General features: G+C 71.7%; 14 protein-coding genes. 9 read left to right on the plus strand and 5 right to left on the minus strand.

The window, feature by feature from the left end; translation table 11 throughout:
- Positions 1–23 precede the first annotated feature (23 nt).
- Complete coding sequence (locus WME85_RS06915; protein WP_437836327.1) at positions 24–965, minus strand: hypothetical protein; 942 nt, start codon at positions 963–965, stop codon at positions 24–26.
- 378 nt (positions 966–1343) lie between these two features.
- Here WME85_RS06915 and rpsL point away from each other — a divergent pair, with 378 nt between their 5' ends.
- From rpsL to rpsS, 9 genes are all read left to right on the plus strand, one after another.
- Complete coding sequence (gene rpsL, locus WME85_RS06920; RefSeq protein ID WP_012233473.1) at positions 1344–1742, plus strand: 30S ribosomal protein S12; 399 nt, start codon at positions 1344–1346, stop codon at positions 1740–1742.
- A 29-nt stretch (positions 1743–1771) separates the two neighbouring features.
- A complete protein-coding gene (gene rpsG, locus WME85_RS06925) occupies positions 1772–2242 on the plus strand; it encodes a 30S ribosomal protein S7 (RefSeq protein ID WP_012233474.1) in 471 nt (156 codons plus the stop codon).
- Between the two features lie 309 nt (positions 2243–2551).
- The gene (fusA, locus tag WME85_RS06930) at positions 2552–4666 is read left to right on the plus strand and encodes an elongation factor G (RefSeq protein ID WP_437836329.1); all 2115 of its coding nucleotides are present in this window, start codon (positions 2552–2554) and stop codon (positions 4664–4666) included.
- Between the two features lie 9 nt (positions 4667–4675).
- The gene (gene tuf, locus WME85_RS06935; RefSeq protein ID WP_437288608.1) at positions 4676–5866 is read left to right on the plus strand and encodes an elongation factor Tu; all 1191 of its coding nucleotides are present in this window, start codon (positions 4676–4678) and stop codon (positions 5864–5866) included.
- 10 nt (positions 5867–5876) lie between these two features.
- Positions 5877–6188, plus strand: coding sequence for a 30S ribosomal protein S10 (rpsJ, locus tag WME85_RS06940; protein ID WP_272100105.1), 312 nt, complete (start codon positions 5877–5879; stop codon positions 6186–6188).
- A 13-nt stretch (positions 6189–6201) separates the two neighbouring features.
- Positions 6202–6825 (plus strand): 50S ribosomal protein L4, encoded by a 624-nt coding sequence (rplD, locus tag WME85_RS06945; protein ID WP_437308313.1) that lies wholly within the window; start codon positions 6202–6204, stop codon positions 6823–6825.
- 15 nt (positions 6826–6840) lie between these two features.
- The gene (locus WME85_RS06950) at positions 6841–7137 is read left to right on the plus strand and encodes a 50S ribosomal protein L23 (protein WP_020733177.1); all 297 of its coding nucleotides are present in this window, start codon (positions 6841–6843) and stop codon (positions 7135–7137) included.
- A 2-nt stretch (positions 7138–7139) separates the two neighbouring features.
- Positions 7140–7970: a 50S ribosomal protein L2 gene (gene rplB / locus WME85_RS06955; protein ID WP_437836331.1), complete on the plus strand. Its 831-nt coding sequence runs from the start codon at positions 7140–7142 to the stop codon at positions 7968–7970.
- A gap of 2 nt (positions 7971–7972) precedes the next feature.
- Positions 7973–8275, plus strand: coding sequence for a 30S ribosomal protein S19 (gene rpsS, locus WME85_RS06960; protein WP_437308315.1), 303 nt, complete (start codon positions 7973–7975; stop codon positions 8273–8275).
- Between the two features lie 217 nt (positions 8276–8492).
- Here rpsS and WME85_RS06965 read toward each other — a convergent pair whose 3' ends face one another.
- The 4 genes from WME85_RS06965 to WME85_RS06980 all read right to left on the minus strand — a co-directional run bounded on the left by WME85_RS06965 (position 8493) and on the right by WME85_RS06980 (position 16617).
- Positions 8493–9539, minus strand: coding sequence for a tetratricopeptide repeat protein (locus WME85_RS06965; RefSeq protein WP_437836334.1), 1047 nt, complete (start codon positions 9537–9539; stop codon positions 8493–8495).
- Positions 9540–9544: 5 nt separating this feature from the next.
- Positions 9545–13969 (minus strand): protein kinase domain-containing protein, encoded by a 4425-nt coding sequence (locus tag WME85_RS06970; protein ID WP_437836337.1) that lies wholly within the window; start codon positions 13967–13969, stop codon positions 9545–9547.
- Positions 13970–14446: 477 nt separating this feature from the next.
- Positions 14447–15187, minus strand: a complete 741-nt coding sequence (locus tag WME85_RS06975) for a tetratricopeptide repeat protein (protein WP_437836339.1) — start codon at positions 15185–15187, stop codon at positions 14447–14449.
- The gene (locus tag WME85_RS06980) at positions 15187–16617 is read right to left on the minus strand and encodes a serine/threonine-protein kinase (protein WP_437836341.1); all 1431 of its coding nucleotides are present in this window, start codon (positions 16615–16617) and stop codon (positions 15187–15189) included. Before WME85_RS06980 ends, WME85_RS06975 begins: the two co-directional genes overlap by 1 nt.
- Positions 16618–16724: the final 107 nt, after the last annotated feature.

The following is a 16724-nucleotide window of genomic DNA, read 5'->3' on the forward strand; positions in this document are numbered from 1 at the left end:
TCCTTTCATCGCGGCGGTTTCGATCATTCGACAGGGGTCTCGGCGGGCCTCTTCGCCGGCTCCGGCGGGGGCGTCGCGCCAGGCTGCGGCGTCACTCCGGCCTGCGGCGTCGCGGCAGGCTGCGGCGTCGCGCCAGGCTGCGGCGTCACTCCGGCCTGCGGCGTCGCGGCAGGCTGCGGCGTCGCGCCAGGCTGCGGCGTCACTCCGGCCTGCGGCGTCGCGGCAGGCTGCGGCGTCACTCCGGCCTGCGGCGTCGCGCCAGGCTGCGGCGTCGCTCTGGCTGGCTTCGCCGCCTGCGCAGGCTTCTTTGGTGTCTCGGCGGCAGCTCTCCCCGACGCGGCGCTGGAGGCTGTGTCCCGCGGGGCGGCGCTGGCGGCCGCGCGCTGCTGGGCTGCGGCGCTCGCGGGCGCACCCGCGTCCGCTTCCGCCGTGACGATCGTCGGGGGCGACGAGTCGACGGGAGGTCGTGCCGGCAGCTCGCTCGCCCGCGCTGGCGCTGCGGGGTCCGCGCTCGCGGGCTCCTCCGCGGCGCGCTCCTGCCGCGTCGGAGCGGCGCTCGCGGGCTCCGCCGTCGCGCGCTCCGGAGCGCGCGGGGACTGCGCCGCGAACACGATCACCGCGGCGAGCGCAACGACGCCCAGGAAGACGAGGAGCACGCGATCTCTCCCCGCCTTCGCCCGCGTGCTCCCGTCCCGCGCTTGCGCGGGCTGCGCGCCCTTCGCCGCAGCGGCGTCTCGAGCTCGCGCAGCCCGCGCGCCCGCGTCTCGCGTGGGCTGCGCGCCCGTCGACGCGGCGGCGTCTCGAGCTCGCGCAGGCTGCGCGCTCTTCGACGAGGCGGCGCCGCGGGCCGAGGCGCGGAGCGCGTCGTCGCCCCGGCCGCTCGTCGCGGCCTCGCTGCGCGCCCCGGCAGATCCTCGCGACGTCTCCTTGTCGACCGGGACGCTGCGCGATGAGGGAGCCGCCACCCCCAGGTCCGCGCGGGACGCAGCCGCTGACGAGACGCCGTCTTGCGGCGCCTTCCGCCGGCTTTCTTTACGCTGTGCGCGTGAAAGCTTCTTCGCCACGCAGCGACCGTACCGAACAGCAGCCGGGCCGCCAAGAGCCGCTCGCGCGCATCCGCGTTCGCTTCGTGCCGCGCGCAGGCGCAGCGCGGCACGAAGCGAACGCGCCTCACTCGCTCGCCGCGCGTGGCGGCGCGTCAGCACCCCGCTCCGCGCCGGGCAGGAACGCAGAAGGCCCGCGCGGGGAAGCATCCAACACGAACGGGTGACGTCACCCTTGACATGATTCTGCTGCTGGGTATCCTGCGCGTCCCCATCCCTCAGGTGGAAATCCGCGTCTCTATGCCGACCATCAGCCAGCTCATCCGCCAAGGCCGCGAGGCCGCCCGCTACAAGACGGCCTCTCCTGCGCTCAAGTCCTGCCCGCAGCGCCGAGGCGTGTGCGTCCGTGTTTATACCACGACGCCGAAGAAGCCCAACTCGGCACTCCGCAAGGTCTGCCGTGTCAGGCTGAGCAATCAGATGGAAGTAACGAGCTACATCCCGGGCGAAGGCCACAACCTGCAGGAGCACTCGGTCGTCCTCATCCGAGGCGGCCGCGTGAAGGACCTGCCGGGCGTGCGTTACCACGTCGTCCGCGGCACGCTCGACGCGTCCGGCGCCGCCGGGCCGAGCTCCACCAACAAAGCGACCCGCAACCGCAAGCGCTCGAAGTACGGCGTGAAGCGCCCGAAGGCCTGACCGGGCGATAGCCGAGCAGAGGAACGAAGATGCCCCGTCGTCGCGAAGTCCCGAAGCGGAAGATCATTCCGGACCCGAAGTACAAGGACAAGCTCGTCGCCAAGTTCACGAACTCCCTGATGCAGTCGGGCAAGAAGGCGACCGCCGAGGGGATCCTCTACGGCGCGTTCGACATCGTGCGCGACCGCTTCAAGGAGGAGCCGATCGACGTCTTCCGCAAGGCGCTCGACAACGTGAAGCCGAAGCTCGAGGTGAAGAGCCGGCGCGTCGGCGGCGCGACCTACCAGGTCCCCGTCGAGGTCCGGCCCGAGCGCCGCGTCGCGCTGGCGATGCGCTGGCTCGTGACCTACTCGCGCGGCCGCGGCGAGAAGACGATGCGCGAGCGGCTCGCCGCCGAGCTCGTCGACGCGGCGCAGAACCGCGGCAACGCGGTCAAGAAGCGCGACGACACGCACAAGATGGCGGAGGCCAACAAGGCGTTCGCCCACTATCGGTGGTAGGCACCGAGACCACCAGCGCAGATCCAGGATCTGCGCTGGTTCGTCCATTTCACGTCCCGGCGACCAGGCGAGGAGACGCGTAGAGCGAGATGGCACAGTCGACATAAGGATCGGGTTACAGAGCCGGTCTTCTCGAGGGAGCGCGACAGCGCTGACCATCGCGAGACCTAGAAAAGCTGCTGCTGTACCCCGACACCCTCTCCAGGTTCAAGTGCCCGCCACAACGGCGGCGGGCCGGGCTGGAGAGGGTGTTTTGCATCCTGAGTCCGGAACACTCACCCCACGCATCAACACGACGGAGAAGGAACAGTGGCACGCGAGTACAGCCTGGAACGGACGCGCAACATCGGGATCATGGCCCACATCGATGCGGGCAAGACCACGGTCACCGAGCGCATCCTTTATTACTCGGGTGTCAACTACAAGATCGGCGAGGTCCACGAGGGCGCCGCCACGATGGACTGGATGGTCCAGGAGCAGGAGCGCGGCATCACGATCACGTCGGCCGCGACGAACTGCTTCTGGACGCCGGAGCAGGGATCTCACAAGGGCATCTCCCACCGCATCAACATCATCGACACCCCCGGCCACGTCGACTTCACCATCGAGGTCGAGCGAAGCCTGCGGGTGCTCGACGGCGCGGTGGCGGTGTTCGACGGCGGCAACGGCGTCGAGCCGCAGAGCGAGACCGTCTGGCGGCAGGCGGACAAGTACGAGGTCCCGCGCATCGCGTTCATCAACAAGATGGACAAGGTCGGCGCCGACTTCGACATGTGCGTCGACTCCATCCGCGAGCGCCTCGGCGCGAACCCGGTGGCGATCCACTACCCGCTCGGCTCCGAGGACTCCTTCCGCGGCGTGATCGACCTCGTGACCCTCCGGGCCGCCGTCTTCGACGAGGAGACGAAGGGCCAGCGTTACGAGTGGCAGGAGATCCCGGGCGACCTCCTTCCCCGGTGCAAGGAGCTCCGGGAGAGGCTCCTCGAGGCGTGCGCCGACTCGAGCGACAAGGTGATGGAGAAGTTCATCGCCGGCGAGCTCGACAAGATCACCGAGGAGGAGATCCACGCGGCGATCCGCGCGGGCACCCTCAGCTTCAAGATCGTCCCGGTCCTTTGCGGCTCGGCGTTCAAGAACAAGGGGGTCCAGCTCCTGCTCGACAGCGTGGTGAACTACCTGCCGTCGCCGGTCGACATCAAGGCCGTCGAGGGGACGCTGCCGGACAAGAAGGACAAGGTCGTCGCGCGCAAGGCGAGCGACGACGAGCCGTTCGCGGCGCTGGCGTTCAAGATCATGAACGACCAGTTCGGCAACCTCACGTTCTTCCGCGTCTACTCCGGCACGACGAAGAGCGGCGTCAGCGTGCTCAACTCGACGCGCGGCAAGCGCGAGCGGTTCGGGCGCATCCTCCGGATGCACGCGAACAAGCGCGAGGAGATCGACGTCTGCTACGCCGGCAACATCTACGCTGCCGTGGGGCTCCGCGACACCCGCACCGGGGACACGCTCTGTGACGAGAAGCACCCGATCGTGCTCGAGCGCATGGAGTTCCCCGACCCCGTGATCTCGATCGCGATCGAGCCGAAGACCAAGGTCGATCTCGACAAGCTCGGGCTCAGCCTGCAGAAGCTCGCCTACGAGGACCCGTCGTTCCGCACCTTCACGAACGAGGACACCGGGCAGACGATCATCGCCGGGATGGGCGAGCTCCACCTCGAGATCATCGTCGACCGCCTGAAGCGCGAGTTCAAGGTCGACGCCAACGTCGGCAAGCCCGAGGTCGCCTACCGCGAGACCATCGCGAAGAAGGCGACGGACGTCGAGGGGCGCTTCGTCCGGCAGTCGGGCGGGCACGGCCAGTTCGGCCACGTCCGGATCGACATCGAGCCGGCCGAGCGCGGCGGGGGCTTCATCTTCGAGAACGATATCGTCGGCGGCATCATCCCGAAGGAGTTCATCCCCTCGATCGAGAAGGGCATCCGGGACGCGATGGGCCGCGGCGTTCTCGCGGGCTACCCCGTCGTCGACATCAAGGTGCGGCTCCACTTCGGCAGCTACCACGAGGTCGACTCCTCGGGGCCCGCGTTCGAGGTCGCCGCGTCGATGGCCTTCCAGGACGGCGCCAAGCGGGCGGGCCTCGTGCTCCTCGAGCCGATGATGGCCGTCGAGGTCGTGTCTCCCGAGAACTACCTCGGGGACGTCATCGGAGACCTCAACTCGCGACGTGGCCGCATCCTCGACATGGGGCAACGCGCGAACACCCGGGTGATCCGAGCGGAGGTCCCGCTCGCCACCATGTTCGGTTACGCGACCGACGTCCGTTCAAAGACGCAGGGCCGCGCGACTCATTCGATGCAGTTCTCTCATTACGCACCGGTTCCAGCAGCGATCCAGGAAGAGATCGTCGCCAAGCAGCGAGGTTAAAAAGACGCCATGGCCAAGGAGAAATTCACTCGTACGAAGCCGCACGTGAACGTGGGCACCATCGGTCACATCGACCACGGCAAGACCACGCTCACCGCGGCGCTCGTCAAGGTGCAGTCGAAGCGCCAGCTGGCGAAGGCGATCTCGTACGCCGACATCGCGAAGGGCGGGACGGTCCGTGACGAGACCAAGACGGTGACCATCGCGGCGGCGCACGTGGAGTACGAGTCGGTCAACCGCCACTACGCCCACGTCGACTGTCCCGGGCACGCCGACTACATCAAGAACATGATCACCGGCGCGGCGCAGATGGACGGGGCGATCCTCGTCGTGTCGTCGCTCGACAGCGTGATGCCGCAGACGCGCGAGCACGTGCTCCTCGCCCGCCAGGTCGGCCTGAACCACATCGTCGTGTTCCTCAACAAGTGCGACGCCGTGGACGACCCGGAGATGCTCGACCTGGTCGAGATGGAGGTCCGCGAGCTCCTGTCGAAGTACAAGTTCGACGGCGACAACGCGCCGGTGGTCCGGGGCGCGTCGCTGCCCGCGCTGCAGGGCGACCCGAAGTGGGAGGAGACGATCCAGCAGCTCCTCAACGCGCTCGACAGCTACATCCCCGAGCCGGTGCGCGACATCGACAAGCCGTTCCTGATGGCGATCGAGGACGTGTTCTCGATCAAGGGCCGCGGCACCGTGGCCACGGGCCGCATCGAGCGCGGCATCATCAAGGTCGGCGACGAGGTCCAGATCATCGGCTTCAAGGACACGAAGAAGTCGGTCGTCACCGGCGTCGAGATGTTCCGGAAGCTGCTCGATCAGGGGCAGGCGGGCGACAACGTCGGCTGCCTCCTCCGCGGCGTGGAGAAGGAAGAGATCGAGCGCGGCCAGGTGCTCGCGAAGCCCGGGTCGATCACGCCGCACACGAAGTTCACCGGTGAGGTGTACGTCCTCAAGAAGGAGGAGGGCGGGCGCCACACGCCGTTCTTCACCAACTACCGGCCGCAGTTCTACATCCGCACGACGGACGTGACCGGCACGGTGAACCTCCCCGAGGGGGTGAAGATGGTGATGCCGGGCGACAACATCACGATGACGATCGAGCTCATCGCCCCGGTCGCGCTGGAGGAGCAGATGCGCTTCGCCATCCGCGAGGGCGGCAAGACGGTGGGCGCCGGCGTCGTCACCAAGATCCTCGCGTAGGAAGAGCACCATGCCTGATACAACGAAGATCCGGATTCGCCTCAAAGCCTTCGATCACCAGCTGCTCGACAAGTCGACGAGCGACATCGTCGAGACGGCGAAGCGGACCGGCGCCCATGTCGCGGGACCCATCCCGCTGCCCACCGAGATCCGTCGCTACACGGTGCTGCGGGGGCCCCACGTCGACAAGAAGTCGCGCGAGCAGTTCGAGATCCGGACTCACAAGCGTCTTCTCGACATCATCGAGCCGACTCAGCAAACCCTCGACGCGCTGATGAAGCTCGACCTTTCGGCCGGCGTCGACGTCGAGATCAAGAGCTAGGAGTCCAGGTACCATGAAGGTTACCGTTTACAACCTCAAGCGGGAGCAGGTCGGCGAGCTCGACCTCTCGGACGAGGTCTTCGGGACCGAGGTGAAAGAGCACCTCTTTTACGAGGTCGTGAAGGCGCAGCTCGCGTCTCGCCGCTCCGGCACCAAGGCCACCAAGGAGCGGAGCGCGGTCGCCGGCTCCACGAAGAAGCTCTATCGCCAGAAGGGCACTGGCCGCGCGCGCCAGGGCTCGATCCGCGCGCCGCACCACGCCGGCGGCGGCATGGCGCACGCCCTCGAGCCGAAGGACTGGTCGTACCGGCCGCCCCGCAAGGTGCGCATCGGCGCGCTGAAGAGCGCTCTCTCCCTCTTCGCGAAGGAGGGCCGGCTCATCGTGCTCGACAGCCTGGAGGTCGCCGAGGTCAAGACCAAGGCGATCGCCGCCACGCTGACGACGCTGCAGGCGGACAAGAAGTCCCTGGTCGTCGACACGGCCGGGAACGAGAAGCTGGTGAAGAGCCTCCGCAACCTGGAGAACCACCAGTACCTGCCGCCGGAGGGGGTCAACGTCTACGATCTCCTCAGGCACGACCACCTCATCGTCTCGAGGGACGCCGCCAAGGCGCTCGAGGCGCGTTGCCTTCGCTAGTCAGGGGAGTCCGCCATGCAGCCCGAGCAGATCATCCGCCGGCCCATCATCCTCACGGAGAAGTCGAGCCGGCTCCGCGACCAAGGCAACAAGGTCATCTTTGAGGTCCGCCGCGAGGCGAACAAGATCCAGATCAAGGACGCCATCCAGACGCTCTTCAAGGTGGGCGTGGTGGACGTCAACACCATGATCATGCGCGGCAAGGAAAAGCGCATGGGGCGCGGCTATGCGAAGCTGCGCAATTGGAAGAAGGCGATCGTCACCCTCAAGGAAGGCGACGAGATCCAGTTCTTCGACGAGAAGGCGGAATAGCCATGGGAATCAGATCCTTCAAGCCGACCTCGCCGGCGCGGCGTTACTACTCGGTCAGCGACTTCAAGGAGATCACGAAGGTCGAGCCCGAGCGGTCTCTGCTGGAGCAGCAGACGTCCACCGGCGGCCGGAACAACAACGGCCGGATCACGTCGCGGTTCCGCGGCGGTGGTCACAAGCAGCGCTACCGGATCATTGATTTCCGGCGCGACAAGATCGGCGTCCCGGCGAAGGTCGCCGCGATCGAGTACGACCCGAACCGGACGGCCCGGATCGCGCTCCTGCACTACGTGGACGGCGAGAAGCGCTACATCCTGGCGCCCGACGGCCTCGCGGTCGGGGCGACCCTGCTCGCGAGCCGGAACGCGGACATCAAGCCTGGCAACAGCCTGACGCTCCGCTTCATCCCGCCGGGCACCTCGATCCACAACGTCGAGGTCAAGAAGGGCAAGGGCGGTCAGCTTGTGCGCTCGGCCGGCGTCGCTGCGCAGCTCATGGCGAAGGACGGCGACTACGCGCAGATCCGCCTCCCGAGCGGTGAGATCCGCAAGGTGCACCTCGATTGCCGCGCCACGATCGGGCAGGTGTCGAACTCCGATCACGCGAACATCAGCCTCGGCAAGGCCGGGCGCTCGCGCTGGCTCGGGCGCCGGCCGCACAACCGCGGTGTCACGATGAACCCCGTCGATCACCCGATGGGCGGCGGTGAGGGCCGGACGAGCGGCGGGCGTCACCCGTGCTCGCCGTGGGGTCAGCTCGCCAAGGGCCTCAAGACGCGGAACAACAAGCGCACCGACGGGATGATCGTCCGGCGGCGCGGGACCAAGGGTTAGTCATGCCGAGGAGCATTAAGAAGGGGCCCTTCATCGACGGTCACCTGCTGGAGAAGATCCAGGCAGCCCAGGCGACCAACGCCAAGAAGGTGATCAAGACGTGGTCGCGCCGCTCGACGATCCTGCCCGAGTCGGTCGGCCTGACGTTCGCCGTGCACAACGGGAGGAAGTTCGTCCCCGTGTTCGTGACGGAGAACATGGTCGGCCACAAGCTGGGTGAGTTCGCCCCGACGCGCACGTTCCACGGTCACTCCGGGGACAAGAAGTCCAAGGTCGCCAAGGGCGGCCCTGGCGGCGGTCGCTGATCTCCCCGCGATAAGCGCGAGAGCATCGACGGTAAGCGGGCGGGATCGCAACGGCGGTCCCGCCCGTTCGCTTTGGAGCTCAGCGCAGGCGCTCCGCTGACGTGGAGCGCGCGGGGCCCCGCGCGAGCTCAGCGCAGGCGCTCCGCTGACCTGGAGCGCGCGGCGCCCCGCGCGGCCCCCGACCGGGGCGCCGTGCCGGACGGCGCCGAGCGCCGCTTCAGAACGCGCCGCGCACGCCGATGAAGCCGGGCGCGACGAGGAGCTGCGGCGAGGCGTCGGCGCGCTGCGGCTCGCCGACGCCGCCGCCGGTGAAGCTCAGGATGAACAGCGTCGTGCCGGTGACGAGCCCGAGCGCGCCGACCACGAGGCCGACGTTCGCGACCGTCTTCTGGGTCTTGCCCGCGTCGACGTCGTCCTTGCGGCTGATGGGGCAGGGACCTCCGCAGGTCTCGGCGAGATCGCTGTAGCTGCTGTTCGCCATCAGCCCGGCCACCGTGAACACGCCGAGCCCCGCGACCCCGACGCCGCCGGCGACATAGGCGTACGGGCGGAGGTACGCCCTCGGCGAAGGCGCCTCCGATACGGGACCGACAGGACCCTCGTCGAGGAGCGTCGGAGAGCCGTCTGCGGCCCCGGATGGCTCGATCGGCGCGGCGTCGAGCGGGATCGTCTTCGCCTGGCCGGCCGAGAGATCGAGGGTCTGCGGGATCGAGGTCGCCCTGGTGCGCAGGACGATCTCGGTCTTGCCAGGCTTCACCGGGTACGGCTTGCCCCACCGCTCGCGCGGGACTTCCTTGCCGGCGATCGCGAGCGAGCTCGCGGCGTCCGGGTGCGCCACCGTGACGGTCACCAGCGCGAGCTTGCGCGCGAGGTCGTCTCGCTCCAGCTGCGCCGTCTGCTCCGTCTGGGCGTAGCGCGGCTCGGTCTTCGCCCGGGCCGCGGCCTCCGCCGCGACCAGCTCGAACTCGAGGTACGCCTCGGGGTGCTCGCCCAGCTCGGCGAGGCAGCGCGCGATGTAGAGGCGAGAGTTCGGGCTCGCCACGGCGGCGTACGAGGCCCGGAACTGCTCGAGCGCGAGCGCGTAGCGCTTGCTCTCGTAGAGGGCGGCGCCCTTCTTGAACAGGCTCTGCGCCTTCTCGACCGCGTCCGGCGACGGCGTCGCCGCGGCGTCGTCCGCGCCCGCCGCGGGCCCGGGGAGCGCGCACAGGCAGAGGCAAGAGGCAGCACCGAAGAGCAGCGCACGGAGCCAGGGTCGAGGTCGCACGATGTTCAGATACCCGATGGGTTGTACTTCTTCTTGGTGGTCGGTTTGCCGGTCGCCGCTGGCTTGGCCGCAGGCTTCGTCGGCGTGGAGGTCGCCCGGGGGCGCGAGGTCGACGTCGCGCGCGGCGCCGGCTGGGCCGCAGCGGGCTGCGGTTTCGCCGCGGCAGGCGCCTGCGCCGCCGGCGAGGCCGTCGCTGCTGCCTCGGCAGGAGGCGACGGCTTCGGCTCTTCGGCAGGAGGCGGCGGCGCGGCCTGCGACGGCTCCACGGGCGCCGGGATCGGCGCCGCGGCCTCCGCCGATGGGGCGGCCTCGGCCGCGCCGGTGACCGCGGGCGCGGCGGTGTTCCCCGTCGCGGGCGCGGGCGGCGCATCGACGCGCGCCTTGCCGACGTCCGGGGCGTGGCGCTCGTCGCCGCCGCGCGTGACCAGCGCGATGACGCCGATCGCCACGCAGAACATCGCCGCCCCGGCCACGATCAGCTGGAGCCGCTTGTGCCGCTGCGCCGTCTCGTACGATCGGTCGACCGCCGTGACCTCGCCGACGTCGTGGGCCAGGCTCCGCGAGCCGCCCCGCCCGAAGCGAGCGCTGAGCGCGGCCCTCGCCCCCCGCGGGTCTGCCGCCGCGAGCACCTTGGTGGCCGGCATGCCGGCCGCCGGGAGGACCCGCGGGACGGAGGCGCCGAGCGGCTTGCCCTCGCGCGGCGAGGGCGGCGAGCTCACCGGCACCGCCGGCGCGTCGGGCTGGATGTCGGCCTGCAGCGAGGGCGCGATGATGAGCCGCGGCGGGGTCTGGGGAGGCTGCGCCGGCGCGGCGATCTCCTCGAACGAGATCGGCTCCAGGCTGACGGGGCTCTCCTCTTCCTGCGCTGCTGCCGAGGACGCCCCCGCTGCGCTCGAGGCAAGGCTTCCGCCGGCTTGCGCCGCCGTCGCGCCCCTCGTCGCTGCGGCCGGCGCCGTCGCTGCGACCGACGCGGCCGTCGCGGCTGCCATCGCCGCGCCGGCGACGGCGGGCGCGATGTCGCGCGAGCCCGGGCCGACGTCGGCCGGCGGGGCCTGGAGCTCCGGAGAGGCGCCGGAGCGGGGCTCCGAGTTCTGGGCCGCGCCGGCGTCGACCGCCGCGATCGCGTCGCGGAGCTCCTGCGCGCGCCGCGCCTGGGTCTCGCCGATCGCCTGCCGCACGAACGCGGCCACGTCCTCGTCGGTCGTGGGCTCGCCGAGGGTCGACGCCACCTGATCGACGGCCCGCTGCATCTCGGCGCACGTCGAGAAGCGGTTCTCGCGATCCTTCTCGAGCGCCTTGAGGATGATCCTCTCGAGCTCGGGGTGGATCGCGCCGTTCAGCTCGCGCGGGGGGAGCGGGTTCTTGATGGTGATGTTCTCGACGGTCGAGAGCTCGGTCTCGGCGCGGAACGGGTGCATCCCCGTCGTGAGCACGTACAGCAGCGCCCCGAGCGAGAAGATGTCGCTCCGGCGATCGATGGGCAGCCCGCCGAGCTGCTCTGGCGAGAGGTACGGGGTCTTGCCCTTGATGATGCCGCCGGCGCGCGTGACGTGCAGGCGCCCCTTCGACTTCGCCACGCCGAAGTCGACGATCTTCACGAACCCGGCGGTCGAGATGAGCACGTTCGCCGGCGAGATGTCGCGGTGGACCAGGTCGAGCAGCGCGCCGCTGTCGTCGCGGAGCTCGTGCGCGTTGTGCAGGCCCGCGCAGATCTGCGAGGCGATGCGGAGCACGATCCGCTGCGGGATGCCGCCGAGCCGCTTGGCGGCCTTCTGGAGCGTGCTCGCCGTCTCGCCGTCGACCCACTCCATGACGATGTAGAGGACGTCGTCCTCCTCGCCGAGGTCGAGGATCTCGACCACGTTGGGGTGGCGGACGCGCGCCGCGACCCGCGCCTCGTCGAGGAACATCGACTCGAAGTCGGGGTCGTCGGAGACGTCGGGGAGCATCGTCTTGATGGCGACGATCTTCCGGAAGCCGCGGGTGCCCTGGAGGCGCGCGGCCCAGACGGCCGCCATGCCTCCCTTGGCGACCGGCATGAGGATCTCGTAGCGGCCGAGGGTGCTCCCCGGGCCCAGCCGATCCACGGCGGAAGCCGCGCGGCCCCACAGCTTCGTCGGGCCCTGCGACCCGGTCGGCGTGTTGAGCGTCCTGCCGGAGTTCGGTGACGGCTCGGCGCCGCGCGCGCTCTCCGGCGTCACGGCTGCCGCCGACGCAGGCGCCCCGCCCGCCGGGGCGACAGGCGACGCGGACGACGGCGCTCTCAGCGCGGAAGGGATCGCAGGCGAGGTGGCCGACGCGGGGGCCGAGGAGATCGGCGCCTGCGGAGACGCAGCCGCCGCGGCAGGCGTGGGCACTGCAGGCGACGTGGCAGCGGCGGGCGCTGCCGCTGCTGCGGGGATCGCGGGCGCTGCGGGCATCACAGGCGCTGCTGGAACCGCGGGCGCTGCGGGCATCACAGGCGCTGCGGGCATCACAGGCGCCGAGGGAACCGCGGCCACCGCGGGCACTGCAGTCGCCGCGGGAGCACGCTGCGCGGCAGGCGCCAGCGGCACCGCTGGCGCCACGGGCGCGCGAGGCGTGGCCGGCATTGTCGGTGCGGCGGCTGTGCGCGGCGCCGGCGGCACGGCGGGTACCACGGACACGCGGGGCGCGGCAGGCGCCGGAGGCACCGCAGGCACCCCGGGGACGCGAGGCGTCACCGGGCTCGGCGAGATCGCAGGCGCGACAGCCGCTGGCGCTGCGGCGGAGCTCTTGCCGGGGACCTCGGCGTGCGCCGGCGATGCCGCCCGAGCTCCCGGCGGGCGCGGCGGCCTCGGGGGCCCCGGCGGGATGGGCGTCGGCCGCCTCGGCAACGTGCCCTCGGCCGGCGTCGGCGTCAGCCGCACCGCCACGTCGATGTCGCCCGGATCGGTCGGCCGCGGCACGGCCGCGCGCGCAGGCGGCTGCTCCTTCAGCGCGGCCGTCGCAGGCGCCGGTGTCGCCGCGAGGCCCTCGGCCCGCGCCGCGGCGGCGCCGTTCTCCGTCCTCTCGCTCGACGGCTCGATCCGCGGCAGGGTCGCTGCCGGAGGCCGCGGCGGGGGGAGGCCGCGGGCCGTGCCGTCATGCGCCGAGCCCCACTCGGTGTCGATGTCCGCGTGCGCCGCCCCGGCGCCCGCCGGCGCGGCGCCGTTCGAGGCGCCGCCGCCCGCTGGCCTGGCCACCACGCCGTTCTTCAGCGCGGTCGCGCCGCTCGACGGGCGGAGCTGGCTCGCGTTGACCGCGCCCCCCGCGGCGACCGGCGGTGCACCCGGCGTCGTCGTCGCCGCGCGCGCGCGCGGCGACGGCGCGGTGATCGCGTGCCGCGGGCCGTCGCCGCGTGGAGCCAGCGCGCCCTCGGGGATCGCCAGGCCCACCAGCGTCGCCCCGCGCGCGCGCGGCGGCGGAGACGGCCGCGACTCGCTCGCGCCGGACGTGCCCGCCATCGCGGCCGCGATCATGGTCCTGCGCGGCTCGATCGCCCTGCCCGCCAGCCTGCTCACCGTCGCGGCCACGTCCTCGGTCCCGGCGATCCGCCCGGCGGCCGCGGCATCCAGCGCCGCCAGCATCGCCGACGCGCTCTCGAAGCGGCGCGCGGGCTCGCGCTCGAGCGCGGTCCGGACGACCTCGACCACTTCGGCCGGCACGGCGCCGCCCGCGAGCGGCGGGATGGGCGCCGTCAGCACCTTCTGGATGACCGCCGTCTCCAGCTTCGACGAGAACAGCCGCTGTCGGGAGAGCAGCTCCCAGAGGATCACGCCGACCGAGAAGAGATCGGCGCGCGCGTCGAGCGGGGCTGCCGTGTGCGCCGCCATCGCCTTGACCCGCTCCGGCGCGGCATACGCGAGCCGATCGGGGTTCCTCGTCCCCATGGGCGCGAGCCCCGCGATCGCCCGCGCGACGCCCAGCCCGCTCACCCTCGTGACGCCGTCGATGCCGACGGAGACGTGGGTCGGGTTCAGCTCGCCGTGCACGAGCGGCGGCTCCGCCGCGTGCGCGGACGCGAGCGCGCGCAGCACGTCGGCCACGATGCGCAGGGCGATCGGGAGCGGCAGCCCCTCGGCGCCAGCGGCTGACACGAGCGCGCCCAGCGGCTCGCCCTCCACGTACTCCGAGACGATGAAGACCTCCCCGTCGGCGATGCGGGCGTCGAGCACCGAGAGCACGCTGGGGAAGCGGACCTGCTGCGCCATCCCGGCCTCGCGGAGGATGCTGTCCGTCGTCTCGGCCTTCTTCGTGAGGTGCCGGTAGATGCGCAGGATGGTGACAGGCGCCGCGCCGTTCACCTCGCCCTCGGAGGACGCCCGCGCGAGCCACGTGGACCCGATGCCGCCGCCGGACAGCTCTTTCAGCAGCTCATAATTGCCGAGTCGCGAAGCAGAGCCCGCACCGGGCGGCCTGTCGAGCGCCATGGGACTTGCATGCTATCAGGACGTCAGAAGCTGGATCCAGCGTTCGCGGCCGATCATGCGGCGAGCTTGGTCGTGTCCGGAGCGCCCTGTCAGGCGAGCTTCGTACGCAGCGCTCGCCGCGATCCGCGCGGGCATTCATCGCGCGCTCTGGTAGTCAGCGCCGCGTCAGCGCCGCGCGCGCGGAAACGCCCGCGGCGAGCGCTCACCAGCGCCTCGCCGCCCCTCCGGCGGCTTGACACACGCGCGCGAGGAGCTCCAGGCCAGACGGCGAGATCGCCGCGAAAAACGGGCATAGCTGCGGCGATCTCGCCCGCGGCGAGGGTCGCGGACTCCTCTGCTCGCACAGGTGCTCGGGTGTGGGGAGCTCAGCGCGCGCCGTTCCCGCTGGCGCCGCGCGTGGGCGGATCGAGCCCAGCAGCGACATTTTCGCGGCGCGCGCGGTCCGTCATGCCGCCTCAGGACCCCAGAGCGGCGAGCTCAGGGGCCCGAGCCGCGGCTCGGGACGGGATGAACGGTCAGGGTCACGAACCTGGTACGGCGCTCGTGGCTCGAGAAAGCGCTCGCGGCGACCGGGATCCCGTGCCGGAGCGCCACGGCAACGTGCGGGCCCGGATCGACCCGGATCGCCCTCGACGGCGGCGCCTCCTCGCCGTCGAGCAGCACGGTCACGCCCTCGGTCGCGCCGGCGACGTTCAGCACGATCTTCGGCATCCGCCCCTCGAGGTCCTGGAGGCGCGCGTCGATCTCGGCGAGCACCGCCGGCGTCGTGGTCCGCGCGGCCGCGCGCGCGTCCTGGTACGTCCGCTCGGCCTTGCGCAGCCGGCCGAGCCGCTCATGGCAGAGGCCGATGTGGAACGTCACGTTCGCCGTCGGACGGCGGCGCGCGACCGCCTCGAACCGATCGAGCGCGTCAGCCCAGCGTCCGGCGATCTCGAGGGTCAGCCCCCGCGCGAACTGGAGCCGCAGCGCGCGCGTCGCGACGTCGTCGTGCGCGCGCGTCGCGACGCCGTCGTGCGCGCGCATCGCGACGTTGTCCTGCGCGCGCGTCGCGACGTTGTCCTGCGCGCGCGTCGCGACGTTGTCCTGCGCGCGCGTCGCGACGTTGTCCTGCGCGCGCAGCCAGGAGGGCGAGAGCAGCGCCCAGCAGACGAGGACGAGCGCGGCGGCGCGCCCGCGGGATCGCCTGCGCAGAGCGGAGGTCGGTGCGGCGTTGATCATCAGAACCCGGGGCTCGTGATGCGGGATCTCGAGGACCCGCGCGGCGCCTGCGAGCGCGGGGCCTTGTCCTCCGAGGCCGCCGAGATCCCGGCGCTTCCCGGGTCCGCCGAGGCGAGCTGGGGCGAGCCCGGCGCGCCGTCGCAGCTCGCCGCCTCCGAGCCCGGCGCGCCGGCACCAGCGCTCCCTGGCGCGCCGGCGACGCGCCTGGACGCGGCGCCGCTCTCGGCGAAGGCCGCGGCGAGCACGGGGCGGAGGCTCTCGCGCGCCGCGCGCTCGGGCCCCGCGTCCGCCGGCTCCCGCAGCGCGGCCGACACGAGCGCCGCCGCGAGCGCCGCGCCGCCCGCGAGCCGGAGCGCCACGCCAGCGCCCGCGCGCCGCCGGGTGTCCCGCGGGGGCGCGACGTCCAGCGTGCGGTCGAGCGTCGTCGCCGCGCGCCACCGGTGCGCCCGCGCCCGCGAGGCCCAGATCCGCCCGAGGGCGCGGAGGGCGAGCTTCGGCGGCGCGGCGAGCGCGCCGCGGGGGCGCGTCGTCTCGAGCGACCGCGAGCCCGGGTCCCGCGGCGCGAGGATCACGAGCGGCGCGGGCGCGCTCGCGCCGAGGTCCTCGAGCGCGGCCTGGAGCTCCGCGCGCAGCGCGGCCGCGTCCGGGTAGCGCCGCGCCGGGTCCTTCTCGAGGCAGCGGCCGACGATCTTCCGGAGGCGCTGCGGCACCGAGTGCGGGAGCGGCGCCGGCTCGGTGTCGAGGATGCGCCGGAGGACCGCGTGGTGGTTGCCCCCCCGGAACGGCTGCGCGCCGCTGAGCGCCTCGTACAGCATGACGCCGACGGCCCAGAGGTCGGCGCGCGCGTCGATGGTGCGCTTGCCCAGGGCCTGCTCCGGGCTCATGTACGAGGGCGTCCCGAGCAGCTGTCCCTCGATGGTGAGCGCGTCGCTCGCGCCCGTGAGCTGGCTGATGCCGAAGTCGACGATCTTCGGGACGACGCCCTCGCCGGGGACCAGGGCCATCATGATGTTCTCCGGCTTGATGTCGCGGTGCACGACGCCCTCGGCGTGCGCGGCCGAGAGCCCGCTGCACACCTCGATGAGGATCGGCACGACCTCCTCGGGCGGCAGCGGCCGGTTCGGGATCAGGCGGTCGGCGAACGGCGAGCCCCGCAGGAGCTCCAGGGCCAGGAAGAGGTAACCCTCGTCCTGGAGCTCTCCGGCGTCGACCACGCCGACGATGTTCCGGTGCTGGAACTTGCCGATGATCTTCGCCTCGCGGACGAACCGCCCGACGACCTGCTCGTCCTGGAGCGCCGGTGACAGCTTGAGCGCGACGTCCCGGCCGATGAGCTCATGGCGCGCCCACCAGACGCTCGACATCCCGCCCGAGCCGATCGGCCGAATCAGGCGGAAGCGACCTCCTGCTACGTCTCCGGCATGCAGCATGTGCCCCCCTCGCCCATCGCGCGTGAGAAGCCTTCACGCCGATCGAGCACCGAGACCCGAAAGGCACGAGCAAGGCCATCGGCGCGGAGATCCGCCAGAGATCCGCC

Origin of the sequence: Sorangium sp. So ce1153, from assembly GCF_051521595.1 — a bacterium.
In the GTDB taxonomy this organism is placed as follows: Bacteria; Myxococcota_A; Polyangia; order Polyangiales; family Polyangiaceae; genus Sorangium.